Source organism: Variovorax beijingensis, assembly GCF_007828835.1.
GTDB lineage: Bacteria > Pseudomonadota > Gammaproteobacteria > Burkholderiales > Burkholderiaceae_C > Variovorax > Variovorax beijingensis_A.
Genome location: NZ_VIVL01000001.1, coordinates 885,801 through 910,011 on the forward strand (window position 1 = coordinate 885,801; position 24,211 = coordinate 910,011).

22 protein-coding genes and 1 riboswitch are annotated in these 24,211 nt (G+C 68.0%); of the genes, 15 read left to right on the forward strand and 7 right to left on the reverse strand.

All coding sequences use genetic code 11. The features are described 5' to 3' along the window. Positions 1-170: 170 nt before the first annotated feature. From FB547_RS04280 to FB547_RS04290, 3 genes are read right to left on the reverse strand one after another with little or no spacing between them, the layout of a single operon-like run. Positions 171-992, reverse strand: a complete 822-nt coding sequence (locus FB547_RS04280) for a phosphatase PAP2 family protein (protein ID WP_145739902.1) — start codon at positions 990-992, stop codon at positions 171-173. A gap of 10 nt (positions 993-1,002) precedes the next feature. Then, positions 1,003-1,827: a metallophosphoesterase family protein gene (locus FB547_RS04285; RefSeq protein WP_145739904.1), complete on the reverse strand. Its 825-nt coding sequence runs from the start codon at positions 1,825-1,827 to the stop codon at positions 1,003-1,005. Then, on the reverse strand, positions 1,824-2,789 hold the full coding sequence (locus FB547_RS04290) for a diacylglycerol/lipid kinase family protein (protein ID WP_145739905.1): 966 nt from the start codon (positions 2,787-2,789) through the stop codon (positions 1,824-1,826). The genes FB547_RS04285 and FB547_RS04290 overlap by 4 nt, the downstream gene beginning before the upstream one ends. Before the next feature lie 252 nt (positions 2,790-3,041). Between FB547_RS04290 and glyQ the strand changes: the two genes are divergently transcribed. Genes glyQ through FB547_RS04315 form a run of 5 tightly spaced genes read left to right on the forward strand, consistent with a single transcriptional unit; the run spans position 3,042 to position 8,476 of the window. Beyond that, positions 3,042-3,947, forward strand: coding sequence for a glycine--tRNA ligase subunit alpha (gene glyQ / locus FB547_RS04295; RefSeq protein ID WP_021012613.1), 906 nt, complete (start codon positions 3,042-3,044; stop codon positions 3,945-3,947). Positions 3,948-3,950: 3 nt separating this feature from the next. After that, entirely contained in the window at positions 3,951-6,089 is a 2,139-nt protein-coding gene (gene glyS / locus FB547_RS04300; RefSeq protein ID WP_145739907.1) for a glycine--tRNA ligase subunit beta, read from the forward strand. Between the two features lie 19 nt (positions 6,090-6,108). Next, positions 6,109-6,702, forward strand: coding sequence for a D-glycero-beta-D-manno-heptose 1,7-bisphosphate 7-phosphatase (gene gmhB, locus FB547_RS04305; RefSeq protein ID WP_145739909.1), 594 nt, complete (start codon positions 6,109-6,111; stop codon positions 6,700-6,702). Continuing rightward, positions 6,702-7,478 (forward strand): lysophospholipid acyltransferase family protein, encoded by a 777-nt coding sequence (locus tag FB547_RS04310; protein WP_145739911.1) that lies wholly within the window; start codon positions 6,702-6,704, stop codon positions 7,476-7,478. Before gmhB ends, FB547_RS04310 begins: the two co-directional genes overlap by 1 nt. Positions 7,479-7,498: 20 nt before the next feature. Continuing rightward, positions 7,499-8,476, forward strand: coding sequence for a M48 family metallopeptidase (locus FB547_RS04315; protein ID WP_370878931.1), 978 nt, complete (start codon positions 7,499-7,501; stop codon positions 8,474-8,476). Between the two features lie 607 nt (positions 8,477-9,083). On the opposite strand, the gene FB547_RS04325 is transcribed toward FB547_RS04315, so the two are convergent. The 4 genes from FB547_RS04325 to FB547_RS04340 all read right to left on the reverse strand — a co-directional run bounded on the left by FB547_RS04325 (position 9,084) and on the right by FB547_RS04340 (position 13,229). Beyond that, on the reverse strand, positions 9,084-9,854 hold the full coding sequence (locus tag FB547_RS04325; RefSeq protein WP_145739913.1) for an SDR family oxidoreductase: 771 nt from the start codon (positions 9,852-9,854) through the stop codon (positions 9,084-9,086). 67 nt (positions 9,855-9,921) lie between these two features. Then, complete coding sequence (locus FB547_RS04330; RefSeq protein WP_145739914.1) at positions 9,922-10,833, reverse strand: pseudouridine synthase; 912 nt, start codon at positions 10,831-10,833, stop codon at positions 9,922-9,924. Continuing rightward, positions 10,830-12,140, reverse strand: a complete 1,311-nt coding sequence (locus FB547_RS04335; protein WP_145739916.1) for a leucine-rich repeat-containing protein kinase family protein — start codon at positions 12,138-12,140, stop codon at positions 10,830-10,832. Before FB547_RS04335 ends, FB547_RS04330 begins: the two co-directional genes overlap by 4 nt. Positions 12,141-12,149: 9 nt before the next feature. Continuing rightward, positions 12,150-13,229, reverse strand: a complete 1,080-nt coding sequence (locus tag FB547_RS04340; RefSeq protein WP_145739918.1) for an MBL fold metallo-hydrolase — start codon at positions 13,227-13,229, stop codon at positions 12,150-12,152. A 120-nt stretch (positions 13,230-13,349) separates the two neighbouring features. Here FB547_RS04340 and FB547_RS04345 point away from each other — a divergent pair, with 120 nt between their 5' ends. The 10 genes from FB547_RS04345 to FB547_RS04390 all read left to right on the forward strand — a co-directional run bounded on the left by FB547_RS04345 (position 13,350) and on the right by FB547_RS04390 (position 23,946). After that, positions 13,350-13,748 carry a MerR family transcriptional regulator gene (locus FB547_RS04345; protein WP_145739920.1) on the forward strand — a complete coding sequence of 133 codons (399 nt, stop codon included), beginning with the start codon at positions 13,350-13,352 and terminating at the stop codon, positions 13,746-13,748. Between the two features lie 38 nt (positions 13,749-13,786). After that, positions 13,787-14,566, forward strand: a complete 780-nt coding sequence (can, locus tag FB547_RS04350; RefSeq protein ID WP_145739922.1) for a carbonate dehydratase — start codon at positions 13,787-13,789, stop codon at positions 14,564-14,566. Positions 14,567-14,597: 31 nt separating this feature from the next. Next, a complete protein-coding gene (aceK, locus tag FB547_RS04355; RefSeq protein ID WP_145739925.1) occupies positions 14,598-16,418 on the forward strand; it encodes a bifunctional isocitrate dehydrogenase kinase/phosphatase in 1,821 nt (606 codons plus the stop codon). Positions 16,419-16,475: 57 nt separating this feature from the next. Next, complete coding sequence (locus FB547_RS04360) at positions 16,476-17,660, forward strand: acetyl-CoA C-acyltransferase (RefSeq protein ID WP_145739926.1); 1,185 nt, start codon at positions 16,476-16,478, stop codon at positions 17,658-17,660. An 86-nt stretch (positions 17,661-17,746) separates the two neighbouring features. Next, positions 17,747-18,997 carry a glutamate carboxypeptidase gene (locus FB547_RS04365; RefSeq protein ID WP_145739928.1) on the forward strand — a complete coding sequence of 417 codons (1,251 nt, stop codon included), beginning with the start codon at positions 17,747-17,749 and terminating at the stop codon, positions 18,995-18,997. Between the two features lie 35 nt (positions 18,998-19,032). Further along, positions 19,033-20,163 (forward strand): acyl-CoA dehydrogenase family protein, encoded by a 1,131-nt coding sequence (locus FB547_RS04370; RefSeq protein ID WP_145739930.1) that lies wholly within the window; start codon positions 19,033-19,035, stop codon positions 20,161-20,163. A gap of 86 nt (positions 20,164-20,249) precedes the next feature. Then, on the forward strand, positions 20,250-20,678 hold the full coding sequence (locus FB547_RS04375; RefSeq protein WP_145739932.1) for a YchJ family protein: 429 nt from the start codon (positions 20,250-20,252) through the stop codon (positions 20,676-20,678). Between the two features lie 26 nt (positions 20,679-20,704). Beyond that, positions 20,705-20,809: riboswitch (TPP riboswitch) on the forward strand. Between the two features lie 91 nt (positions 20,810-20,900). Beyond that, complete coding sequence (gene thiC, locus FB547_RS04380; protein ID WP_145739935.1) at positions 20,901-22,787, forward strand: phosphomethylpyrimidine synthase ThiC; 1,887 nt, start codon at positions 20,901-20,903, stop codon at positions 22,785-22,787. A 55-nt stretch (positions 22,788-22,842) separates the two neighbouring features. Beyond that, on the forward strand, positions 22,843-23,535 hold the full coding sequence (locus tag FB547_RS04385; protein ID WP_145739937.1) for an HAD family hydrolase: 693 nt from the start codon (positions 22,843-22,845) through the stop codon (positions 23,533-23,535). Positions 23,536-23,619: 84 nt separating this feature from the next. Then, positions 23,620-23,946, forward strand: a complete 327-nt coding sequence (locus FB547_RS04390; protein WP_027730156.1) for a thioredoxin family protein — start codon at positions 23,620-23,622, stop codon at positions 23,944-23,946. Positions 23,947-24,211: the final 265 nt, after the last annotated feature.

The following is a 24,211-nucleotide window of genomic DNA, read 5'->3' on the forward strand; positions in this document are numbered from 1 at the left end:
TCGAGGGGGCAACACCGGCGGCCCGGCAAAGCCGGTTCCACGGTGTTCTTGACCCACCCCCGATGCGGCTCACTTCGTGTAGCCGCTTCCCCCTCGAGGGGGCAACACCGGCGGCCCGGCAAAGCCGGTTCCACGGTGTTCCTGGCGAAGACTTCCTCGATCGATGCTTCTCAGGGGCGGACGCGCCGGCGCTTTCGGTGCCGCGCGTATTCGAGGCTGCTCACGCACACGAGCAGCCAGGCGAGGCCGGTCAGCAGGCCGGCCGCCACGTCGCTGGCGAAATGCACCTGCAGGAAGATGCGGCTGCACGCGATGGTGACGATGGCCGCCGCGGCCGCCATCGCCGCCGGCACGTGCCAGCGCGCCGGCAGCAGGCGCAGGGCCAAATACAACAGCATGCCGTAGCTCACGATCGCGCCCGCGCTGTGGCCGCTCGGGAAGCTGTAGCTCGTCTCCAGCGCCAGGCCGTGGTCGTGCAGCGGCCGTGCGCGCGCGAAGATGCGCTTGAGCGCCGGGTTCAGCAGCACGATGCCGCCGAGCGCCATGACCCAGCCCAGTGCCAGGCCATGGTGGGCCCTGCGCCACAGCAGCAGGGCCACCACCAGGCACACCGGCGCCAGCAGTTCGGCATCGCCCAGGTGCGTGAGCCAGCTGAAAGCCACCAGCGCCGCCCACGGCAGGTGCTCGCCGATGGCATCGGCCAGCGCCTGGTCGGCCAGGCCCAGCAGGCGCCCGTCGCCGAGCTTCGATGCGAGATATGCCACCAGGCTGGCCGCCCCGAGGATCGACAGGAAGCCGATGGCCAGCCCGGCGGCCAGCCGCGGTTCGTCGGGCTCTTCGCTCGACGACCTTCTGATGCGCCGCCGCTGCAGCACCCGGCAGGCCGTGCCGGCGCCGAGCACCGAGACGGCGAAGGCGCCTGCGAACCAGGCCAGTGAATGCTCGCCCAGCTGGCGGGCGAGAAGAACGAGATCGGGGGCTTCCATCGGCATGCGGCGCACCCTAAGCGGGCGCCCCGGCGCTGGCAAGGGGAAGCTGCAAAACCTTGGCGCACACGAAGGACTTGTCGGCGGCCGAATGGTCCCAGCGCTCGGCCTGGCACGCGCGGCCATCTTCCGGCGCGCCCAGGCGCAGCACGTTCACCGAGTTGGGGTGGCCCGCGCGCACGCGCGACGACACGGCCGTGCCGGCCTGCACCGCCCATGCGGTGCGCGGGCAGCCGGCGTACGCGCCGTGCAGCGAACGCACGAACGGCAGGTGGATGTGGCCGCCCAGGATCAGGTCGGCGCCGGCCGCGCACCAGCGCGCGACGGCGGCTTCGCGCCCGTGCAGCCGGTTCGGCATGTCTTCCTGCCGCGTCACCATCACCGGCTGGTGCGTGACCACCACGCGCAATTGCGAAGGCGAGGCGCCCGCCAGCCGCGCCGCCACCCGCTCGATCTGGGCCGGCGAGACTTCGCCGTCCGCATGCCGCCACCAGCGCGTGGTGTTGACCGCCACCACCAGCCAGTCGGCGGATTCGAACACCGGCTCCAGGTCGGTGCCGAAGGCTTGGGCGTAGCGCGCATAAGGCGAGAACAGGCGCGCCCCCAGCTGGAACAGCGGAATGTCGTGGTTGCCCGGAATGGCCAGCACGGCCGGCGCGGCCAGTCGGTCGACGAAGGCGCGCGCCGCCGCGAACTGCTTGCGCGTGGCGCGCTGCGTGATGTCGCCCGAGAGCACCACCACCTGCGGCGCCAGGGCCCGCGCGAGCCGCTCGAGCGCGGCCATCACCTCGGGCTGCTCGGTACCGAAATGCGTGTCGGAGATCTGCAGCAGGCAGCTCATTGCTTCGCGGCCTCCAGCTCGGGCGCGACGTCGGGCCGCACCAGCCACAGCGGCTCGGGCGAAACCCGGAACAGCAGCGGCATCTCGGCCCAGGCGATCTCGCCGTCAATGGCCACCTTCACGCGGCGCGGCGGATGCAGGCGGCCGGCCTTCACCGTCATCGACTCGAAGGGGAAGCTCAGCACCTCGTCGGCGCTGCCCAGCCGGCCGAGCGCGCCGCGCACCAGCAGGCCGGGCATGGCCAGCACGCCCACCGGTTTCAGCGCCACGGCGGCCAGCTGGCCGTTCTCGGGTGCATCGGCGTGCTCGATGCCCACCTGCAGCAGCTGCAGTGGGTTGTTGCCCACGAAAAGGGTCGTCGTGCGGATGTCGCGCTCCACCCCGTGCGAGGCGATGCGCAGGTTCCAGTGCCGGTGGCCGCGCATCACGGTGAGCAGGCCGGCGAAGAACGCGACCCAACGGCTGCGGCCATAGCGCACCTTGTAGCTCTCGCGTTCTTCCAGCAGTTCGGCATACAGGCCCATGCTGGCATTCACCAGGAAGATGCGGTCATTGACCAGCCCCACCTGCACCGGCCGCGGCTGCTCGGCCAAAAGCACCTGCAGCGCCTGCGCCGTATCGCGCGGAATGCCGTGGGCGCGGCTGAAATAGTTGAAGGTGCCCTGCGGCAGCACGCCGAAGGCCAGCCCGCTGCCGAGCGTGGCCCGCGCCACCGTGTTGATGGTGCCGTCGCCGCCCGCGGCCACCACCACGCCGTCCACGGCGCGGGCGCGCTCCACCGCCTCGCGCGCCAGCGCCTGCACCGTCGTGCGTTCGTCGACCAGGAAGATGCGCAGCCTGCGGCCCGCCGCGGCGCAGCCCTGCTCGATGATTTCGCGGGTTTCGGCGGCGTCCGCGCTGCCGGAGCCGGCGTTGAGAACGACGAACAAGGGGGAGCTCGGACCGAGGGGAGACGGCTGCATGTCGATGGAAACCGGAAAAAAGGAGGGGAAGAGCCCGGCGGGCTGCGAAAGTTCGGGCGCGGGAGGGTGGGAACGGCTGGGTAAAGCGCGGTGCGCGCCCCCGCCCTGCGGTTGTCGCACGGCCGGCCGGCCCGCGCAGGCGGCCGGCATCCCGGCTTGCTGTGGGAGAGCGGCCCTCCGCCCGTAAAATCGTCTGCTTTCGCGGTGCTTCATCGCGCTACCGTCCAACGCCCGGTCACGCCGGCCTGCTTCATGTTGACCTTCCAGCAAATCATTCTCAAACTGCAGTCGTACTGGGCCGACAAGGGCTGTGCGCTGCTGCAACCCTACGACATGGAAGTGGGGGCGGGCACTTCGCACACCGCCACCTTCCTGCGCGCGCTCGGTCCCGAGCCCTGGAAGGCCGCTTACGTGCAGCCCAGCCGCCGTCCCAAGGACGGCCGCTACGGCGAGAACCCCAACCGCCTGCAGCACTATTACCAGTACCAGGTGGTGCTCAAGCCGGCGCCCAGCAACATCCTGGAGCTCTACCTCGGCAGCCTCGAAGCGCTGGGCTTCGACCTCAAGAAGAACGACATCCGCTTCGTGGAAGACGACTGGGAGAACCCGACGCTCGGCGCCTGGGGACTGGGCTGGGAAGTCTGGCTCAACGGCATGGAGGTGACGCAGTTCACTTACTTCCAGCAGGTCGGCGGCATCGACTGCAAGCCGATCACCGGCGAGATCACCTACGGCCTGGAGCGGTTGGCCATGTACCTGCAGGGCGTGGACAACGTCTACAACCTGACCTGGACCGAGGGCCTGAGCTACGGCGACGTCTACAAGCAGAACGAGGTCGAGCAGTCGACCTACAACTTCGAGCACAGCGACGCCGAGTTCCTGTTCACCGCCTTCGCGGCGCACGAGAAGCAGGCCAGGCACCTCATGACCGAGCAGCTCGCGCTGCCGGCCTACGAGCAGGTGCTCAAGGCCGCGCACAGCTTCAACCTGCTCGACGCGCGCGGCGCCATCAGCGTGACCGAGCGCGCGGCCTACATCGGCCGCATCCGCAACCTCGCGCGCAGCGTGGCGCAGAGTTATTACGAGAGCCGCGAGCGGCTCGGTTTTCCGATGGCGCCTCGCGAGTGGGTTGCACAAATCACGAAGAAGGCGGCCTGAGCGATGACGAGCGTGCAAAAGAACCTGTTGGTCGAACTCTTCGTCGAAGAGCTGCCGCCCAAGGCGCTGAAGAAACTCGGCGACGCCTTCGCCGGCGTGCTGCGCGACCAGCTCGTGGCCCAGGGGCTTGCCGAGCCCGCCTCGGTGCTCACAGCCTATGCGTCGCCGCGCCGCCTGGCTGCGCACCTCACGCACGTGGCCGAGCGCGCCGCCGACAAGGCCGTGTCGCAAAAGCTCATGCCCGTGGCCGTGGGGCTCGACGCCTCGGGCCAGCCCACGCCCGCGCTGCTCAAGCGCCTGGCCGCGCTGGGCGCAGACGCCTCGGCCGTGCCCGGCCTCAAGCGCGCGATGGACGGCAAGGCCGAAGCGCTGTTCTACGAAAGCACCGCCAAGGGCGCAACGCTGGCCGAAGGCCTGCAGAAGGCGTTGGCCGAAGCCATTGCCAAGCTGCCGATTCCCAAGGTGATGAGCTACCAGCTCGAAAGCGGCTGCGAGCTGCCCGGCTGGAGCAGCGTGAGCTTCGTGCGCCCCGCGCATGGCCTGGTGGCGCTGCATGGCGACGCCGTGGTGCCGGTCGAGGCGCTCGGCCTGAAGGCCGGCCGCGAAACCCACGGCCACCGCTTCGAGGCGGCCGTCGATCCGGTCGTGCTGCGCGACGCCAACAGCTATGCGCTGCAGATGCAGGACGAGGGCGCGGTCATCGCGAGCTTCGAAGCGCGCCGCACCGAGATCGCGCGCCAGCTCGCGGCCGCGGCCGTGCAAGTCGGCGGCGCCGTGGTGCCGATCCACGACGACGCGCTGCTCGACGAAGTGACCGCGCTGGTCGAGCGGCCCAACGTGCTGGTCTGCAGCTTCGAGCGCGAATTCCTCGAAGTGCCGCAGGAGTGCCTGATCCTCACGATGAAGGCCAACCAGAAGTACTTTCCGCTGCTCGACGCCTCGAACCGGCTCACCAACAAGTTCCTGGTGGTCAGCAACATCAGCCCCGAAGACGCGAGCGCGGTGGTCGGCGGCAACGAGCGCGTGGTGCGCCCGCGCCTGGCCGACGCCAAGTTCTTCTTCGACCAGGACCGCAAGAAGTCGCTGGCCTCGCGCGTCGAATCGCTGGGCAAGGTGGTCTACCACAACAAGCTCGGCACCCAGGGCGAGCGCGTCGAACGCGTGATGCGCATTGCGCGCGGCATTGCTGAAAAGCTCGGCGGCGCCGCGCTCGTCGCGCATGCCGTGCAGGCCGCGCAACTGGCCAAGGCCGACCTCGTGACCGACATGGTCGGCGAGTTCCCGGAGCTGCAGGGCACCATGGGCCGCTACTACGCGCTGCACGACGGCCTCTCTGCCGAAGTGGCCGACGCGATCGAAGACCACTACAAGCCGCGCTTTGCCGGCGACGAGCTGCCGCGCAACAGCGTGGGGCAGGTGGTCGCGCTGGCCGACAAGCTCGAGACGCTGGTCGGCATGTTCGGCATCGGCAACCTGCCCACCGGCGACCGCGACCCCTTCGCGCTGCGCCGCCATGCGCTTGGCGTGATCCGCATGCTGATCGAGAAAGACCTGCCGCTGAAGCTCGACGCGCTGCTGCAGGACGCCGCCGCGCAGTTCAAGGACATCGAGGGCTTCGACACCGGCAAGGCCACGGCCGAGCTGCAGGACTTCATCCTCGACCGCCTGGCCGGCAGCCTGCGCGAGCAGGGCGCCAGCGCCCAGGAAGTCGACGCCGTGCTGGCGCCGCGGCCACAGCGCCTGGGCGAAGTGCCCAAGCTGCTGGCGGCGGTGCGCGCCTTTGCCGCGCTGCCCGCCGCCGCCGCGCTGGCCGCCGCCAACAAGCGCATCGGCAACATCCTCAAGAAGGCGCCCGAAGCCGACGCGCACGTCAGCGAGCTGTTGCTGAAGGAGCCTGCCGAGAAGGCGCTGCATGCCGCCATGGCCGAGGTCGTGCCAGCCGCCAATGCCCAGTTCGACGCCGGCGACTACACCGCTTCGCTGCAGACCCTGGCCGCGCTGCGCGAACCGGTCGATGCCTTCTTCGACGGCGTGATGGTCAATGCCGAACAGGCCGACCTGCGCCTCAACCGGCTCGGACTGCTGATGTCGCTGCACGCCGCGATGAACCGCGTGGCGCAGCTCGAGCGGCTGGCTGCCTGATCCCCCCGGCGACCTCACCATGGGCGGCACTTCCATGAAACTCGTCATCCTCGACCGCAACGGCACGATCAACGTGCACCGCGAAGACTTCGTCAAGAGCGACATCGAGTGGACGCCGCTGCCCGGTGCGCTCGAGGCCGTGGCCCGGCTCAACCATGCGGGCTGGCATGTGGTGATCGCGTCCAACCAGTCGGGCCTGGGCCGGGGCCTGTTCGACATGGCCTCGCTCAACGCCATGCACGCCAAGATGCACAAGATGCTTGCGGCCGTGGGCGGGCGGGTCGATGCGGTCTTCTATTGCCCGCACAGCCCCGACGAGGGTTGCGATTGCCGCAAGCCCGCGCCGGGCCTGTTCCGCCAGATCGGCGACCGCTACGGCATCGACCTGAAGGACGTGCCCACCGCGGGCGACAGCCTGCGCGACCTGCAGGCCGGCGCGGCCGCCGGCTGCGAGCCGCACCTGCTGCTCACCGGCATGGGCGCGGCCTGCCGCGGCGTCGATCCGCTGCCCCCCGAATATCCGGCGAACACCGTGGTTCACGAGAACCTCGCCGCCTTTGTCGACTTCCTGCTTGCGCGCGAAGCGCAGGCCGCACTGCAGGTGGCTGTCTGATGGCATTGATCCGTTCCGTTGTCCATGCCCTGTGGATGCTCGTCACCGTGGTGCCCTGGGGCATCATCATGTGCGTCAGTTCGCTCTGGAAGCGCGGCATCCCGCTCTACTGGATGGCCGTGCAGTGGCTCAACTGGGCCATCGGCGGCGCGCGCGTGCTGCTGGGCATCCAGACGCGCGTGACCGGCATGGAAAACCTGCCCGCCGACAAGCTGGCCGGCGCGGTCCTGCTGGTGAAGCACCAGTCGACCTTCGAGACCTTCCTGATGCCCACGCTGATGCCGCATCCGCTGGCCTTCGTGTTCAAGAAGGAACTGATCTACGTGCCCTTTTTCGGCTGGGCGATGGCGCGGCTCGACATGATCCACATCGACCGCAGCCAGCGCGCGCAAGCCTTCAACAAGGTCGTGAACCAGGGCCGCAAGCTGCTCGCGCAGGGCATCTGGATCATCATGTTTCCCGAAGGCACCCGCATTCCGCGCGGCCAGAAGGGCACCTACAAGAGCGGCGGCACGCGGCTCGCATGCGAGACCGGCGTGCCGGTGATTCCCATTGCCGTCACCTCGGCCAAGGTCTGGCCGCGCAAGGCGTTCATCAAGCGCCCCGGTGTGGTCGACGTGTCGATCGGCCCGGCCATTTCCAGCGTGGGCCGCAAGCCCGACGAGCTGATGCGCGAGGTCGAGGCCTGGATCGAATCCGAGATGCGCCGGCTCGACCCCGAGGCCTACCGCGACAGCCTGCCGCTGCCGCAGGCGCCGCAAGAGGCGTTGAAGTAGAAAAAAAGAAAGAGCCCGAGATGCGGGGACTGCTTCAGTTCACGATGGACCTGTTCGAAGGGCTGGGCAACGAGTTTGCGCCGGCCAAGCCGAGCGAGCCGCGCGGCAAGAAGGTCAGGAAAAAAGCGGCGCCGCCGGCCGTGCCCCAACTCCCGGTGGCCGATGCGCGGCAAGGCTGGGCCGGGGATGCCGGTCCCGCGCAGCCCGCCGTTCCGCTGCGCGACACGCTTGCGCTCGCGAGCTTCGTGCACCCGCAGGCCACGCGCGAAGCGGTGCTGGGATCGGCGCGCGTGGCCTACGAGTTCAAGCGCGGCAAGCGCAAGACCATCGGCTTCGTGGTGGGCGCCGAAGGCCTGTCGGTGCGCGCGCCGCGCTGGGTCACGCTGCGCGACGTCGACGCCGCCATCCAGGAGAAGGCCGGCTGGATCCTGCGCAAGCTGCTGGAGACGCAGCAGCGCCACGCACGCGTCGAGGCCACGCGCATCGACTGGAAGGATGGCGCGGAGTTTCCGTTCATGGGCGAGACGGTCGTGATCCGCCTCGATCCGAAGCACGGCTTTGCAAGCGTGGGCGGCACGCTCGATGCGAGCGATGACGGCGCCGGGCCGCGCACTTTGCGCCTGGCCGTGGCGCAGAACGCCGAGGCCTCGCAGATCCGCGATGCCGCCCAGGCCTGGCTCATGCGGCAGGCGCGCCGGCTCTTCATCGAACGGCTCGACCACTTCGCGCCTCGGCTCGGGGTGCGGTGGCAGAAGCTGTCGCTTTCGAATGCCGCAACGCGCTGGGGGAGCGCGAGCGCGGATGGGTCGATCCGGCTGAACTGGCGCTTGATCCACTTTCGCCTGCCGGTGATCGACTATGTGGTGGCGCACGAACTGGCGCATCTGCGGGTGATGGATCATTCGCAGCGGTTCTGGGATACGGTGGAGAGCGTGGTGCCGGACTATGACCTGCTGCGGCGGCAGCTCAAGGATGAGGCTGTGCCTCGGTGGTCTTGAGGTTGTTGTTTCTTGTGTTTTCGGGGGCCGGGTCTCGCCCCGGCGGGCGACTCACTTTCTTTTGCTTCGCCAAAAGAAAGTAAGCAAAGAAAAGGCGACCCCACTGTCTGCGACCCTTCGCTTCGCTACGGGCAACCTGCGGTGCTCGCGTTTCGCGGGGTCTCGCCCAAACTCGCTTCGCTCAAACAAGGGCGAGCCCTGATCCGCGAAACGCTGCGCTCCTCGGCGCAGCCAGAGGGGAGGGCAAACCGACGGGCCTTTGCTTCGCTCGGCCACCAAGCCACCGCGGCGCGCAGCGCCTGCGGTGGTTGGTATTGGCTGTTGGGATCGGACTCGGCCGAGCGAAGCGATGGCCTGTCTTCTCCCCACCCCTTCTGGCTGCGCCGAGGAGCGCAGATGGAGGCGGGATCAGGGCCGCAGCTGTTTGAGCGAAGCGAGTTCTGCGGACCCCCGCCGTAATCGAGCACCGCAGGTTGCCCGCAGCGAAGCGAAGGGACGCAGACAGTAGGGTCGCCTTTTCTTTGGCTACTTTCTTTTGGCGAAGCAAAAGAAAGTAGCTCGCCCGCCGGGGCGAGACCCGGCCCCCGACCTCAAAAAAACCAAAAACTCACCGCGCGTGCGTAACCCCCCCATCCACCACCAACGTAGACCCCATCACATAGTCCCCCGCCCGGGAGGCAAGATAAATGGCCGCCCCCGCCATGTCCTCCGGCACTCCGATGCGCCCCGCGGGAATCCGCTCCTTCACCTCGTCGCCATGGTCGCGCGCCAGCTTGTTCATGTCCGAGGCAAACGCCCCGGGTGCAATCGCGCTCACCACGATCCGGTCCTGCGCGAGCCGCAGCGCCATGCGCCGCGTGAGCTGGATCAGGCCGGCCTTGCTCGCCGCGTAGGAGTACGTCTCCTGCGGATTCACCGAGATGCCGTCGATCGAAGCAATGTTGATCACCTTCGCGAGGTGGTCGGTCGCCGCCTTCTTGAGCATCGGCGTCAGTGCCTTCGTCAAGAAGAACGGCGTCTTCAGGTTCAGGTCCACCACCTTGTCCCAGCCGCTCTCGGGAAACTCGTCGTACGGTGCGCCCCAGGCTGCGCCGGCGTTGTTGACCAGGATGTCGAGCGCGTCTTCATGCTTTGCATAGGCATCGACCAGCGCCTGCGCGCCTTCCAGCGTGGACACGTCGGCCGGCAGCGACACGCAATGGCCGAAGGCCGAAAGCTCCTTGGCGGTCTGGTCGCAGGCCGCGGCCTTGCGCGCCGAGATGTACACGCGCGCGCCCTGGGCCAGGAAGCCCTCGGCAATCATGCGGCCGATGCCGCGCGAGCCGCCGGTGATCAAGGCGCTGCGGCCCTTCAGCGAGAAGAGTTGGGTGGTGTCCATGGTGCAGGTGTCTCCTGAATGAAAGTTCTCAGGAAACGAGCTTAGTGCGCGGCGTGCCCGCGGGGCGTCACCTTGGCGGCAGTGCCAGGCTGCGCGGGCTCGTGAAGCTGCGCAGTTCGCCGCTCACCGGGTCCTGGAACGCCACCGACTTGGCCAGCAGCTGCAAAGGCTTGTCGAAATCGTCGCTGTCGGGCGGCAGCAGCGTGGGGTAGAACGGATCGTTGACGATCGGCATGCCCAGTGCCATGCAGTGCACCCGCAGCTGGTGCTTGCGGCCGGTCACCGGCGAGAGCCTGAGCAAGGCGTGGCCGCCCGCCGTCTGTTCCACGGCGATGTGCGTTTCGGAATTGGGTTCGCCGGCCTCTTCCTTCACGCGCATGAAGTGGTCGTCGTCCACCAGCCGGCTGCGGTAGGTGCCGGGCACCGACGACACGCCCGGCTGCCACGGCACCACGGCCTCGTAGTGCTTGTCGATGCGGCGCTCGGGGAACATGGCCTGGTAGGCGCCGCGCGTTTCGGGGCGTACCGAGAACAGCACCAGCCCCGCCGTGCTGCGGTCGATGCGGTGCAGCGGCACCAGGTCGTCGAGCTTCAGCTTGCGCTTGAGCCGCACCAGCAGGCTCTCCTGCAGGTACTTGCCGGTGGGGGTCACGGGCAGGAACGGGGGCTTGTCCGCCACCACGAGCTGGTCGTCCTGGAACAGCACCTGCTCGTCGAAGGGAATGCGCACCTCGGCATCGAGCGTGCGGTAGTAGTACACGCGCAGGGGTGCCTGGTAGCGGCGCTGCGCGGTCACGGGCACGCCGTGCTCGTCGACCACGTCGCGGGCCTCCATGCGGGCCATCCAGGCTTCGCGCGTGATCGCGGGGAAGCGTTCGATCAGGAACTCGGCGATGGTGGGCCATGCGCCTTGCGGAAGGCCGACGCAACTCGGGCCGACGCCGTCGCGCGTGGGCAGGGGCAGGCGCTGGCCCGTCATGGCGAGAGCTCGCGCTCGAGCAGCGCCGCGGCCTCGGCGAACGAGGGCCGCGCGTACACATCGGCCTGCATGCAGCGGTCCTTCAGCGCAACCATCGCCTGCGGCGGTGCATCGCTGCAGCGCTCGAGCAATTCTTCCAGCAGGCAGCCGAAGGCGCGCATCTCCAGCCGCTGCAGCGCCCGGGCCTGCGCCGCGTCGAGCGCGCCCGTCATCCAGGCCGCGCCGAAGTCGCCGAGCAGTCCGCCGCCCTGCGCATTCCAGAGGATGTTGTGCGCATAGAGGTCGCCGTGCAGGATGCCGCGCGCATGCAGGTGCTGCATGGCGGACGCGATGTCGCGGGCGATGCGCAACGCCACGCCGGAGGTCCACTGCGCATCGTCCGCATAGACGTCGCGCGTGCAGGATGCGAGGCTTGGCGGGCCGGCGAGCGTGCGGAAGGACGGATCCACCAGCGCCATGACCAGGCCCTGGGTGCCGTCCGGATGTCCGTCGATCCGGCCTTGCGCAGCAATCAGCGTCGGATGCGCGCCGGCCGCGATGCTGGCGGCCATCTCGCTGTGCGGCCAGCCGTCGCTGGTGACGGCGCCCTTGAACAGCTTGACGGCCACCGGCTGCGACGCAGGACCCAGCACCGCCTGGTGGATGACTCCCGATGCACCTTCGCCGAGCTTCTGTCCCAGCGCCAGTTCGCGCCAGTCGACGTGCGGCACCGACTGCGCGGCGATGGCCGCTTCCTCGGCCTGCATGTCGAACGGATTGCCGGCGCCCGCGAGCCACGCCAGGCGCGGCAGCGCGAGCAGCCATGCGGGCAGCGCCCCGAAGCGGTTGGCTGAAATGCGCAGCAGTTCGAGCCGGCCGCAGGCCGCCAGCGATTCCGGCAGCGCACGCAGTTGATTGCCGGCGAGCATGAGCTTCTGCATGGCGGTGCACTGGCCCAGCGCCTCGGGCATTGTCTCGATCTGGTTGTCGGTCAGGATCAGCCAGCGCAGCGCCGGCAGCTGCAACGCGGCGGCAGGCACGGTGCGGATGCGGTTGGCCTTGAACCCGACCATCTCCAGCGCCCGGCACTGGCCGATGGATTCGGGCAGCTGCGTGAAGCGGTTGTCGGAGCAGAACAGCACGCGCAGGCGATGCAGCCGGCCGAGGTCTGCGGGCAGCGCGTCGAGCGCATTGCCGGAGAGGTTCAGGGTCTCGAGCGAATCGGCCAAGTCGAATATTTCGCGCGGGAACTCGGTGAGTCCGCACGAGAGGTCGAGCCTGGTGGCGCCTGCCAGCCGGCCCGCGCGCAGCTCAGCCAGCGTGTCCATCCGCCGAGTCTAAAGTGCCCGGGCCGTGGCGCTGCGGGGTCCGAAGCGGTAGACGCCGTCCTCGCCCAGCTCGCGCCGGACCTGGCCCTCGAACCACAGCAGGTGCAGGTGGGCCACGGTCTCGCCCATCGCGAAGGTCATCTGGTGCAGGTCGAGTTCGCGCTTGAACAGGATCGGCAGGCCCTCGGCCGCGGTCAGCGGGCGCGCGGTGCAGGCTTCGAGCAGTTCGGCCAGGCGGTCGCGGTGGTGCGCCTGCAGCTGGTCGACGCGGCGGTGAATGCCCGTGAACGGCTTGCCGTGCGAGGGCAGGCCCAGCGTGTCGGCCGGCAGCGCCTTGAACTTGTCGATGCTGTCCAGGAAGAGCCGCAGCGAATTGGCTTCGGGCTCGCCCGCATGCACGCTCACGTTGGTCGAGATGCGCGGCAGCATCATGTCGCCGCCCAGCAGCAGCTTCAGTTCGTCGCAGTACAGCGCGATGTGCTCGGGCGCATGGCCGTAGCCGCTGATGCAGCGCCAGGCATGGCCGTTGATGGCCACGGTGTCGCCATCCATCATGCGCGTGAAGCGGTCGGGCACCGAGGGCACCATGTTGGCGTAGTAGCTGGTGCGCGCGCGGATCTTGGCGATCGCCCCGGGGTCGGTCAGGCCGTGCGAGGCAAAGAAGCGCGCCGCCGCGTCGCCGCCCGCCAGCGTGTCGCCGGCGGTGCTCAGCACGCGCGCCACGTGGTAGTCGGTCGAGCTGATCCACAGCGGCGCGTTCCAGCGCGTGCACAGCCACTCAGCCAGGCCGATGTGGTCGGGGTGCATGTGGGTGACGATCACGCGCAGGATCGGCAGGCCCTGCAGCTGCGTTTCGAACACCTGCTCCCACTGCGCGCGGGCTTCGTCGTGCGCGATGCAGCAGTCGACCACGGTCCAGCCCTCGACGCCGTCGAGGCTGTCGCGCAGCAGCCAGAGGTTGATGTGGTCGAGCGCGAACGGCAGCCGCATGCGGATCCATCGCACGCCGGGCGCGACTTCCAGTGCTTCGCCGGGAGCGGGCAGGGTGTCGCCCAGGGGGTAGTGGAGTTCGCGTTCGAGGAGGTTCATGTAAGATTGACGTTTACGTAAACGTCATGGGTTGAGGGCATCATTGTAGGCAGAGCGGGGCCATCCTGCTGTCGCCACCGCAACGCCCCTCCAGACGGCTTTTCGACAGATCCCCGTCCAATGTCCGCGCAAACCTTCACCATCAGCCAGCTCGCGAAGGAATTCGACCTCACGACGCGCGCCATCCGCTTCTATGAAGACATGGGGCTGCTGACGCCCGAGCGCGCCGGCCTGCAGCGCGTCTACAGCGCGCGCGACCGGGCCCGGCTCACGCTCACGCTGCGTGCCAAGCGCCTGGGCCTGAGCCTGACCGAGGCCAAGGACATTCTCGACATGTACGACAGCCCGCGCGACACCGTGCCGCAGCTGCAGAAGTTCCTTGGCGTGCTGGGCGCGCACCGCGCGCAGCTCGAATCGCAGCTGGCCGAGCTGCAGGCCAACCTGGCGGAAGTGCGCGAGCACGAGAAAAAGGGCCGCGCGGCCCTGGCCAGGGCGCAGAAAGCGGCCAGGACGGCCTGAGATCCCGACCGAACCACGACTCATCGACAATCACACCCATGTCCGACAATCTTGATGACCTGTTTGCCCACAACCGTGCCTGGTCCGCACAGATGGAACGCGACCGGCCCGGCTTCTTCACCAGCCTGGTGAAGCAGCAGACGCCGCGCTACATGTGGATCGGCTGCTCCGACAGCCGCGTGCCCGCCAACCAGATCACCGGCCTGGAGCCGGGCGAGGTGTTCGTGCACCGCAACGTCGCGAACATCGTGGTGCACTCCGACCTCAACGCGCTCTCGGCGATCCAGTTCGCGGTCGAGCACCTGAAGGTCGAGCACATCATGGTGGTGGGCCACTACGGCTGCGCCGGCGTGAAGGCGGCGCTCAGCGGCGCGCGCATCGGCCTGGCCGACAACTGGATCCGCCACATCCAGGACGTGCGCGACCGCCACAGCGTGATGCTCGAGAGCCTGCCCGAAGAAGTGCGCGTCGATGCGCTGTGCGAGCTCAACGTGGCCGAGCAGGTGGTCAACGTGGCCGTCAGCACCGTGATGGTCGATGCCTGGGGCCGCGGCCAGAAGGTGCAGATCCACGGCTGGACCTTCGGCGTGCACGACGGCCTGCTGCAGGACCTGGGCCTGAACGTCGACGGCGCGAAGCCGCTCGATGCGGTCTACAAGGCCGCGGTGCAGCGCATCCGCTACAAATGGAGCAAGCCGGGCGAGGTGATCCAGTCGCTGACGCTGCAGGGCGCGCAGGTGAACCAGTCGGTGCAGGAGGCGCAGGCCATGTCCCCGCAGCCCGAGGCCGACGGCGCGGCCGACCCTGCCGCGGCCTGACCGGCCGTTCAGCATCCGCACTCGCACTGCCATGTTCCCGCAGCGTCTCGATTCACCGCTGGCCTACGACATCGCCAAGGCGATGATCGACGGGTTCAATCGCCACTACACCCTGTTCCGTGCCGAGTCGGCGCGCGCCAAGCACCGCTTCGAAACGGCCGACTGGCACGGCCAGCAGCGCGCGCAGCGCGAGCGCATCGAGTTCTACGACTTGCGCGTGAACGAGGCCGTGGCCCGGCTCGAGAAGGAATTCAAGGCCGGCGACCAGCCGATGGAGGTGTGGCACCAGGTCAAGCTGCACTACATCGGCCTGCTGGTGGACCACCACCAGCCCGAGCTGGCCGAGAGCTTCTTCAATTCGGTGACCACGAAGATCCTGCACCGGGCCTATTTCCAGAACGACTTCATCTTCGTTCGCCCGGCCATCAGCACCGAATACATCGAGCCGCGCGGTGCGCCCACGTACCGGCCCTACTACCCTTCGCATGCCACGCTGGCCGACACCATCGAGCAGATGCTGGACGACTACGGCCTGCAGGGCAGCTTTGCCAACAAGCGGCGCGACGCCGAGCGCGTGGCGCACGCCATCATGGGGCGCTTCCACCAGGTGAAGCTGCGCGCCAACTTCCAGCTGCAGGTGCTCTCGGGGCTGTTCTACCGCAACAAGGGCGCCTATGTGGTGGGCAAGATCATGAACGGCTTCGTCGAGCTCCCGTTCTCGCTGCCGATCCTGCACGACAGCCAGGGCAAGTTCTACGTGGACGCGGCGCTCTTCGGCGAGGACGACCTGCAGATGCTCTTCAGCTTTGCGCGCGCCTACTTCATGGTCGACATGGAGGTGCCCTCGGCCTGCGTGCAGTTCCTGCGCTCGCTCATGCCGCGCAAGCCGCGCGCCGAAATCTACAACGCGCTGGGCCTCGCCAAGCAGGGCAAGACGCTGTTCTACCGCGACTTCCTCTCGCACCTGAACTACTCGAGCGACCGCTTCCGCATTGCGCCCGGCATCAAGGGCATGGTCATGCTGGTGTTCGACCTGCCGTCGTTCCCGTTCGTGTTCAAGGTCATCAAGGACTTCTATCCGCCGCAGAAGGACACCACGCGCGAGCAGATCAAGGGCAAGTACATGCTCGTGAAGCAGCACGACCGCGTGGGCCGCATGGCCGACACGCTGGAGTACAGCGACGTGGGTTTTCCGCTCGACCGGTTCGAGCCCGAGCTGATCGAGGAAATCCGCAAGTTCGCCCCCAGCCAGCTCGAGATCGGCGACCGCGACGGCAACGGGGAGATGGAGCTCGTGCTCAAGCACGTCTACATCGAGCGCCGCATGATCCCGCTCAACATCTTCCTGCAGGAGGCCTTCGACACGCTGGCCAATCCGGAGAGCCCGGCGCATGCCAGGCGCGCGAAAGAGCAGCTCGAGCACGCGGTGGTCGAGTACGGCAACGCCATCAAGGACATGGTGGCGGCCAACATCTTTCCGGGCGACATGCTGTGGAAGAACTTCGGCGTCACGCGCGGCGGCAAGGTGGTCTTCTACGACTACGACGAGATCGAATACATCACCGACTGCCAGTTCCGCAAGGTGCCCGCGCCGCGCAACGAGGAAGACGAGATGAGCGGCGAAGTCTGGTATTCGGTGGGCCCGAAGGACGTGTTCCCCGAGACCTTCGGGCCTTTCCTGCTCGGCAACGACGCGGTGCGCGAAGCCTTCATGGCGCACCATGCCGACCTGCTCGACGCCGCCTTCTGGCAGCACCACAAGGAACGCATCCGGGCCGGCCAGATGCTGGATGTGTTCCCGTACGAAGAGTCGCAGCGCTTTCCGCACGAAGGCCATGCGACCCATTTCTGATTGAGCCCGCGGTCCGCGGCGACCGCTTTTTCTTCCAACTTTCCGAAGGAGACCACCATGCCTGAATCCATCGTCATCGTCGGCGCCGCCCGCACCCCCATGGGGAGCTTCCAGGGCGACTTCTCTTCCCTCTCGGCGCACGACCTCGGCGGCGCCGCCATCAAGGCCGCCGTGGAGCGCGCCGGCATTGCGCCCGACAGCGTGGGCGAGGTGCTGTTCGGCAACTGCCTGATGGCCGGCCAGGGCCAGGCGCCGGCGCGCCAGGCGGCCTACAAGGGCGGCCTGCCCGACAGCGCGGGCGCGGTCACGCTCAGCAAGATGTGCGGCTCGGCCATGAAGGCCGCAATGCTCGCGCACGACCTGCTCTTGGCCGGCACGCACGAGGTGATGGTGGCGGGCGGCATGGAAAGCATGACCAACGCGCCCTACCTCATGCTCAAGGGCCGCGGCGGCTACCGCATGGGCCACGACCGCATCTTCGACCACATGATGCTCGACGGCCTCGAAGACGCCTACCAGCCGGGCCGCTCCATGGGCACCTTCGGCGAAGACTGCGCCGCCAAGTACAAGTTCACGCGCGAGCAGCAGGACGCCTTCGCCATTGCGAGCGTGCAGCGCGCCAAGGCCGCCACCGAATCCGGCGCGTTCAAGGACGAGATCACGCCCGTCACCATCAAGGGCCGCGGAGGCGACACCGTCATCTCCATCGACGAAGGCCCGGGCAAGGTCAAGCTCGACAAGATCGCCACGCTCAAGCCCGCGTTCAAGAAGGAGAACGGCACCATCACCGCCGCGTCGAGCTCGTCGATCAACGACGGCGCCGCCGCGCTGGTGATGATGACCGAGTCGCACGCGAAGAAGATCGGCGCCAGGCCGATCGCACGCATCGTCGGCCATGCCACGCATGCGCAGCAGCCCGAGTGGTTCTCCACGGCCCCCGTGGGCGCCGTGGCCAAGCTGTTCAAGAAGACCGGCTGGACCGTCAAGGACGTGGACCTGTGGGAGGTGAACGAAGCCTTCGCCGTGGTGCCGATGGCGCTGATGCACGAGCTCGACGTGTCGCACGAGATCGTCAATGTGAACGGCGGCGCCTGCGCGCTGGGCCACCCGATCGGCGCCAGCGGCGCGCGCATCATGGTCACGCTGATCCATGCGCTGAAGGCGCGCGGCAAGAAGCGCGGCGTGGCCACGCTGTGCATCGGCGGGGGTGAAGGCACCGCCGTGGCACTCGAGTTGCTTTAACAAAAAACAACCGCCACAAGCGCCCCTTGCCGGGGCGCTTCGTGGTTTTTCTCTCTACGAATACTGCAGACGCCAGGAGATTCTTCATGCGCCCATTCCCTCAACGCACCCTGCTCGCAGCCCTGCTGGCCGCCGCCTTGCTGGCACCAGCCGCCGGCTGGGCGCAGAAGCGCGACAACGTGCTGTTCCAGGCCGCCACCGACGCGCAGCCCGCGGTGCTCAAGACGCTGGAGCAGCTGGTCAACATCGAAACCGGCACGGGCGATGCCGAGGGCATTGCAGCCGCCGGCAACTACCTCGAGGGCGAACTCAAGAATCTCGGTTTCACCGTCACGCGCAGCAAGTCCGCCGGGCTCGTGGTGGGCGACAACATCGTCGGCAAGCTCAAGGGCCGGGGCGGCAAGAACCTGCTGCTGATGTCCCACATGGACACCGTGTACCTCAAGGGCACGCTCGCCAAGGCGCCGTTCCGCATCGAAGGCAACAAGGCCTACGGCCCCGGCATTGCCGACGACAAGGGCGGCAACGCCGTCATCCTGCACACGCTGAAGCTGCTCAAGGACTACGGCGTGCGCGACTACGGCACCATCACCGTGCTGTTCAACACCGACGAGGAAAAAGGCTCCTTCGGCTCGCGCGACCTGATCCAGGAAGAAGCCAGGCAGGCCGACTACGTGCTCTCGTTCGAACCCACGAGCGCGGGCGACGAGAAGCTTTCGCTCGGCACTTCGGGCATTGCCTACGTGCAGGTCAACATCACCGGCAAGGCCTCGCATGCGGGCGCCGCGCCCGACCTGGGCGTGAATGCGCTGGTCGAGGCGTCCGACCTCGTGCTGCGCACCATGAGCATCGACGACAAGGCCAGGCACCTGCGCTTCAACTGGACCATGGCCAAGGCCGGCAACGTGTCGAACATCATTCCGGCCAGTGCCACGCTGAACGCCGACGTGCGCTACGCGCAGAACGAGGACTTCGAAGCCGCCATGAAGACGCTCGAAGAAAGGGCGCAGCAGAAGAAGCTGCCCGAATCCGATGTCAAGGTGGTGGTCACGCGCGGCCGTCCGGCCTTCAATGCGGGCGAAGGCGGCAGGAAGCTGGTCGACAAGGCCGTGGCCTACTACAAGGAGGCCGGCGGCACGCTGGGCGTGGAAGAGCGCACCGGCGGAGGCACCGACGCGGCCTACGCAGCGCTCTCGGGCAAGCCCGTGATCGAGAGCCTGGGCCTGCCGGGCTTCGGCTACCACAGCGACAAGGCCGAGTACGTCGACATCAGCGCCATTCCACGGCGCCTGTACATGGCGGCACGGCTCATCATGGACCTGGGCGCCGGCAAGTAAGCAGGCCCGCAAGAAAAAAGACAGGAGACAACGCCATGCTGCTCAGTGCCGACCAGGAAGCCATCCGCGACGCGGTGCGCGATTTTTCACAGGCCGAACTCTGGCCCAATGCCCCCCAGTGGGACCGCGAGCACAGCTTCCCGAAGGAGGCGCACCAGGGCCTCGCGGCGCTCGGCGCCTACGGCATCTGCGTGCCCGAGGAACACGGCGGCGCGGGCCTCGACTACCTCACGCTCGCGCTTGTGCTCGAGGAGATCGCGGCCGGCGACGGCGGCACCAGCACCGCCATCAGCGTGACCAACTGCCCGGTCAACGCCATCCTCATGCGCTACGGCAACGCGCAGCAGAAGAAGCAGTGGCTCGAGCCGCTGGCGCAGGGCCGGATGCTCGGCGCCTTCTGCCTCACCGAGCCGCAGGCCGGCAGCGACGCCTCGAGCCTGCGCACCACGGCGCGCAAGGACGGCGACGGCTGGGTGATCGACGGCGTGAAGCAGTTCATCACCAGCGGCAAGAACGGCCAGGTCGCCATCGTCATCGCGGTGACCGACAAGGGCGCCGGCAAGCGCGGCATGAGCGCCTTCATCGTGCCCACCGACGCGCCCGGCTACAGCGTGGCGCGGCTCGAGGACAAGCTGGGCCAGCACAGCAGCGACACCGCGCAGATCAACTTCGACGGCTGCCGCATTCCGGCTGAAAACCTCATCGGCGCCGAGGGCGAGGGCTACAAGATCGCGCTGGGCGCGCTCGAGGGCGGCCGCATCGGCATTGCGGCGCAGAGCGTGGGCATGGCGCGCAGCGCCTTCGACGTGGCGCTGGCCTATGCCAAGGAGCGCCAGGCCTTCGGCGGGGCGATCTTCGAGCAGCAGGCCGTCGGTTTCAGGTTGGCCGAATGCGCCACGCAACTCGAAGCCGCCCGCCAGCTGATCTGGCACGCCGCGAGCCTGCGCGATGCCGGCCGGCCCTGCCTCAAGGAAGCCGCCATGGCCAAGCTGTTCGCGAGCGAAATGGCCGAGCGCGTGTGCAGTGCGGCTATCCAGACGCTGGGCGGCTATGGCTATGTGAACGACTTTCCGCTCGAACGCATTTACCGCGACGTGCGGGTGTGCCAGATCTACGAAGGCACCTCGGACATCCAGAAGCTGCTGATCCAGCGCGCGCTGGCCTGAACCGGGCGTTTCGCACGGCCGCCGGCCGGGCCCCGGGCTTGCCCCATCGGCGAAGGGCCCCGGAGGATGTTCCAATAGCGTTCTTCATGAGTGCCACCGATCCCACCACCGGACCTTGCCCCTGCGGCCGCACGGACCGCCGAGACAAGCCCATCGGCTATGCCCTGTGCTGCGGCCGCTACCTCGAGGATTTCGAGGGCACGCCCGCGCCCGACGCCGAATCGCTGATGCGCTCGCGCTATACCGCCTTCGTGCTGGAACGCGGCCCCTACCTGCTGGCCACCTGGCACGCGTCGACGCGTCCGGCGTCGATCGAGTTCGAACCCGGCGTGAAATGGCTCGGGCTCGACATCCGCTCGCGCTCGGTGCTCGACGCCGACCATGCCGAGGTCGAATTCGTCGCCCGCCAGCGCAGCAGCACCGGCGCCGCCACGCGCCTGCACGAGCGCAGCCGCTTCGTGCGCGAGGGGGAGCGCTGGTTCTACCTCGAAGGCGATCTGCAGACCCCCGGTTGACGCACCGGGCTGCGGCCCGCACAATAGTCCCCGCTCCGGGGTGCACGCATGTGGCGTGCTGAGATGGCAAAGTGCCGACCCGCGAACTTGATCCGGGTCATACCGGCGTAAGAAGAGCTGCACTCCCCGACTCCGGTCCCGCCATCCATCCATCCAAGGTGGCGGCCCAAAGTCCTCAGAGCGATTGCGGAGCACCCTTTCCCTCAACAAGGAGTGCCCCGCATGAATGCCCCCGACAAGTTCACCTCCCTGCTCTCGCTCACGCGCGAGCCCTTTCCCGCCTCGCACAAGTGCCTGATCCCGGGCAGCCGGCCCGACCTCAACGTGCCGGTGCGCGACGTGCTGCTGACCAACGGCGAGACCGTGTCGCTCTACGACACCTCGGGCCCCTACACCGATGCCAAGGTCGAGATCGACGTGCGCCGCGGCCTGCCGGGCGTGCGCGGTGCCTGGATCGCCGAGCGCAACGACACCGAAAGCTACGAAGGCCGCTCGCACCAGGCGCTCGACGAGGGCCTGAAGCACGCGCACGACCACGATGCCCAGCGCCTGGCCGAACTGCGCGCCGGCGCCTCGGCGCTGCAGCGCACGCCGCGCCGCGCGAAGGCCGGCGCCAACGTCACGCAGATGCACTACGCGCGCCGCGGCATCGTCACGCCCGAGATGGAATACGTGGCGCTGCGCGAGAACGGCAAGCGCGAGTGGATGGCCGAATACCTCGCCAACGAGGAGCGCGCGAAACGCGTGGCCGGCAACCCGATGGGCGCCAGCATTCCGCGCATCATCACGCCCGAGTTCGTGCGCGACGAAGTGGCGCGCGGCCGCGCCATCATTCCGGCCAACATCAACCACCCCGAAGTCGAGCCGATGGCCATCGGCCGCAACTTCAAGGTCAAGATCAACGCCAACATCGGCAACTCGGCCGTCACCTCGAGCATCGAGGAGGAAGTGGAAAAGCTCGTGTGGGCGATCCGCTGGGGCGCCGACAACGTGATGGATCTTTCCACCGGCAAGAACATCCACACCACGCGCGACTGGATCGTGCGCAACTCGCCGGTGCCCATCGGCACCGTGCCGATCTACCAGGCGCTCGAGAAGGTGGGCGGCGTGGCCGAGGACCTCACGTGGGAGATCTTCCGCGACACGCTGATCGAGCAGGCCGAGCAGGGCATCGACTACTTCACCATTCATGCCGGCGTGCGCCTGCCGTTCATCCACCTGACGGCCGACCGCATGACGGGCATCGTCTCGCGCGGCGGCTCGATCATGGCCAAGTGGTGCATCGCGCACCACAAGGAGAGCTTCCTGTACGAGCGCTTCGAGGACATCTGCGACATCATGAAGGCCTACGACGTGAGCTTCTCGCTCGGCGACGGCCTGCGCCCGGGCTCGGGTGCCGACGCGAATGACGAAGCCCAGTTCGCCGAGCTGCGCACCCTGGGCGAGCTCACGCAGATCGCGTGGAAGCACGACGTGCAGACCATGATCGAAGGGCCGGGCCACGTGCCGATGCACATGATCCAGGCCAACATGGACGAGCAGCTCAAGCACTGCCACGAGGCGCCGTTCTACACGCTCGGCCCGCTGACCATCGACATCGCGCCGGGCTACGACCACATCTCCAGCGCCATCGGCGCCGCGATGATCGGCTGGGCCGGCACCGCGATGCTCTGCTACGTGACGCCCAAGGAGCACCTGGGCCTGCCCGACCGCGACGACGTGAAGCAGGGGATCATTGCCTACAAGATCGCCGCGCACGCGGCCGACGTGGCCAAGGGGCACCCCGGAGCGCGCTCGCGCGACGATGCGCTCAGCAAGGCGCGCTTCGAGTTCCGCTGGCAGGACCAGTTCAACCTGGGCCTGGACCCCGACACGGCGCGCGAATTCCATGACGAGACGCTGCCCAAGGATTCGAGCAAGGTGGCGCACTTCTGCTCGATGTGCGGACCGAAGTTCTGCTCGATGAAGATCACGCAGGAAGTGCGCGAGTACGCGGCGAAGAAGGGCGTGGCCGAGGCGGAAGCCATGGCCGAAGGAATGGCGCAGAAGTCCAGGGAATTCATGGCGGGCGGCGGCGAGATCTACATCCCGATCCAGCCCGCGTCCTGAGCCCGGCCCGGGGTCATTGCTACCATGGGGGAATTCCCCGAACCCCTGCAGCGCAATGACCCCATTCCCCTTCGACGCCGTACTCTTCGACTGCGACGGCGTCCTCGTCGATTCCGAACCCATCACCAACCGCGTGCTCGCCGAGATGCTCGGCGAACTCGGCTGGCACCTCACCACCGAAGAGTCGATGAACACCTTCACCGGCAAGGCCGTGAAGGACGAAGCCGCGCTCATCGAATCGAAGACCGGCGTCAGGATCACCGAAGACTGGCTCAAGGCCTTCAGGGCCCGCCGCAACGAAGCCCTCGAGCGCGACCTCGTGGCCATCGCGCACGCCCCTGCGGCCATCCGCGAGATCCATGCGCGGCTCCGGGGCCGCATCGCCTGCGCCTCGGGCGCCGACCGCCACAAGGTCGAACTGCAACTGGCGAAGGTCGGGCTGCTCGAGTGCTTCGAGGGCCGCATCTTCAGCGGCCACGAGATGCCGCGCTCCAAGCCCTATCCCGACGTATACCTTGCCGCCGCCGAGGCGCTGGGTGTCGATCCGAAGCGCTGCGCGGTGGTCGAGGACACCGTCACGGGCGCAATGGCCGGCGTGGCCGCGGGTGCCACCGTGTTCGGCTACAGCACCGGCGAATCGGGCCACAGCGGGCCCGAGGCGCTGCGCAGCGTCGGCGCGCTGCAGGTGTTCAGCGACATGCAGGAACTGCCTGCGCTGCTCGCTTCGCACGGCCTGCAGCCGGCCTGAAGACCAAGCCCCTGCCGCGAGCAAGCCCGCAGGGTTTCTGCTGCAATGGCATCAAGCAAGCCAGTCCACAAGGAGCCGGATCCCATGACTTCCGAATACAAGACCGAGCAGCCCGACCGCGCCGAGATCGATGCCCTGAAGGGCCCGGCCGTGGTCGAGTTCGGCACCAACTGGTGCGGCATCTGCAAGGCCGCGCAACCGAACATCGCCGAAGCCTTTGCCAAGTACCCGGACATCCCGCGCATCAAGGTCGAGGACGGCAGCGGGAGGCCGCTGGGCCGCTCGTTCAACGTGCGGCTGTGGCCCACGCTGGTGTTCATGCGCGACGGCCAGCAGGTTGCGAAGCTGGTGCGGCCCGAAGACAGCCAGTCGATCGCCGATGCGCTGGCGTTGATTGCGCAGCCGGGCTGAGCCTCGCGTTGGTGCCTTGTTCGGGGCGCCGCTGTTCAGTTCAGGGCGCTGCTGTCCGGGGCGCGATCACGCCGACGGGGTACCTTGCTCCGCGAATGTCCTCCGGCCTGCGGCCTCCCCCTTTATTTCGCTGCGCAAGGCACCCCATCAGCGTGATCGTTGTTCAGCGCGGCTGTTGATCAGCGGTTCACCAGCGGCGTGCCCGGTGCACAGGGCATCGGGTGCTCCCCGCAGCGAAATCAAGGAGGAGGCCGCAGGCCGGGGG

Coding starts and splice junctions, on each gene's coding strand:
- glyQ (WP_021012613.1), top strand. CDS start 3,042: ATGTTGACCTTCCAGCAAATCATTCTCAAACTGCAGTCGTACTGGGCC.
- FB547_RS04310 (WP_145739911.1), top strand. CDS start 6,702: ATGGCATTGATCCGTTCCGTTGTCCATGCCCTGTGGATGCTCGTCACC.
- FB547_RS04360 (WP_145739926.1), top strand. CDS start 16,476: ATGCCTGAATCCATCGTCATCGTCGGCGCCGCCCGCACCCCCATGGGG.
- FB547_RS04315 (WP_370878931.1), top strand. CDS start 7,499: ATGCGGGGACTGCTTCAGTTCACGATGGACCTGTTCGAAGGGCTGGGC.
- FB547_RS04375 (WP_145739932.1), top strand. CDS start 20,250: ATGAGTGCCACCGATCCCACCACCGGACCTTGCCCCTGCGGCCGCACG.
- FB547_RS04345 (WP_145739920.1), top strand. CDS start 13,350: ATGTCCGCGCAAACCTTCACCATCAGCCAGCTCGCGAAGGAATTCGAC.
- thiC (WP_145739935.1), top strand. CDS start 20,901: ATGAATGCCCCCGACAAGTTCACCTCCCTGCTCTCGCTCACGCGCGAG.
- FB547_RS04280 (WP_145739902.1), bottom strand. CDS start 992: ATGCCGATGGAAGCCCCCGATCTCGTTCTTCTCGCCCGCCAGCTGGGC.
- FB547_RS04335 (WP_145739916.1), bottom strand. CDS start 12,140: ATGGACACGCTGGCTGAGCTGCGCGCGGGCCGGCTGGCAGGCGCCACC.
- FB547_RS04390 (WP_027730156.1), top strand. CDS start 23,620: ATGACTTCCGAATACAAGACCGAGCAGCCCGACCGCGCCGAGATCGAT.
- gmhB (WP_145739909.1), top strand. CDS start 6,109: ATGGGCGGCACTTCCATGAAACTCGTCATCCTCGACCGCAACGGCACG.
- FB547_RS04340 (WP_145739918.1), bottom strand. CDS start 13,229: ATGAACCTCCTCGAACGCGAACTCCACTACCCCCTGGGCGACACCCTG.
- FB547_RS04365 (WP_145739928.1), top strand. CDS start 17,747: ATGCGCCCATTCCCTCAACGCACCCTGCTCGCAGCCCTGCTGGCCGCC.
- FB547_RS04285 (WP_145739904.1), bottom strand. CDS start 1,827: ATGAGCTGCCTGCTGCAGATCTCCGACACGCATTTCGGTACCGAGCAG.
- FB547_RS04290 (WP_145739905.1), bottom strand. CDS start 2,789: ATGCAGCCGTCTCCCCTCGGTCCGAGCTCCCCCTTGTTCGTCGTTCTC.
- FB547_RS04330 (WP_145739914.1), bottom strand. CDS start 10,833: ATGACGGGCCAGCGCCTGCCCCTGCCCACGCGCGACGGCGTCGGCCCG.
- can (WP_145739922.1), top strand. CDS start 13,787: ATGTCCGACAATCTTGATGACCTGTTTGCCCACAACCGTGCCTGGTCC.
- aceK (WP_145739925.1), top strand. CDS start 14,598: ATGTTCCCGCAGCGTCTCGATTCACCGCTGGCCTACGACATCGCCAAG.
- FB547_RS04370 (WP_145739930.1), top strand. CDS start 19,033: ATGCTGCTCAGTGCCGACCAGGAAGCCATCCGCGACGCGGTGCGCGAT.
- glyS (WP_145739907.1), top strand. CDS start 3,951: ATGACGAGCGTGCAAAAGAACCTGTTGGTCGAACTCTTCGTCGAAGAG.
- FB547_RS04385 (WP_145739937.1), top strand. CDS start 22,843: ATGACCCCATTCCCCTTCGACGCCGTACTCTTCGACTGCGACGGCGTC.
- FB547_RS04325 (WP_145739913.1), bottom strand. CDS start 9,854: ATGGACACCACCCAACTCTTCTCGCTGAAGGGCCGCAGCGCCTTGATC.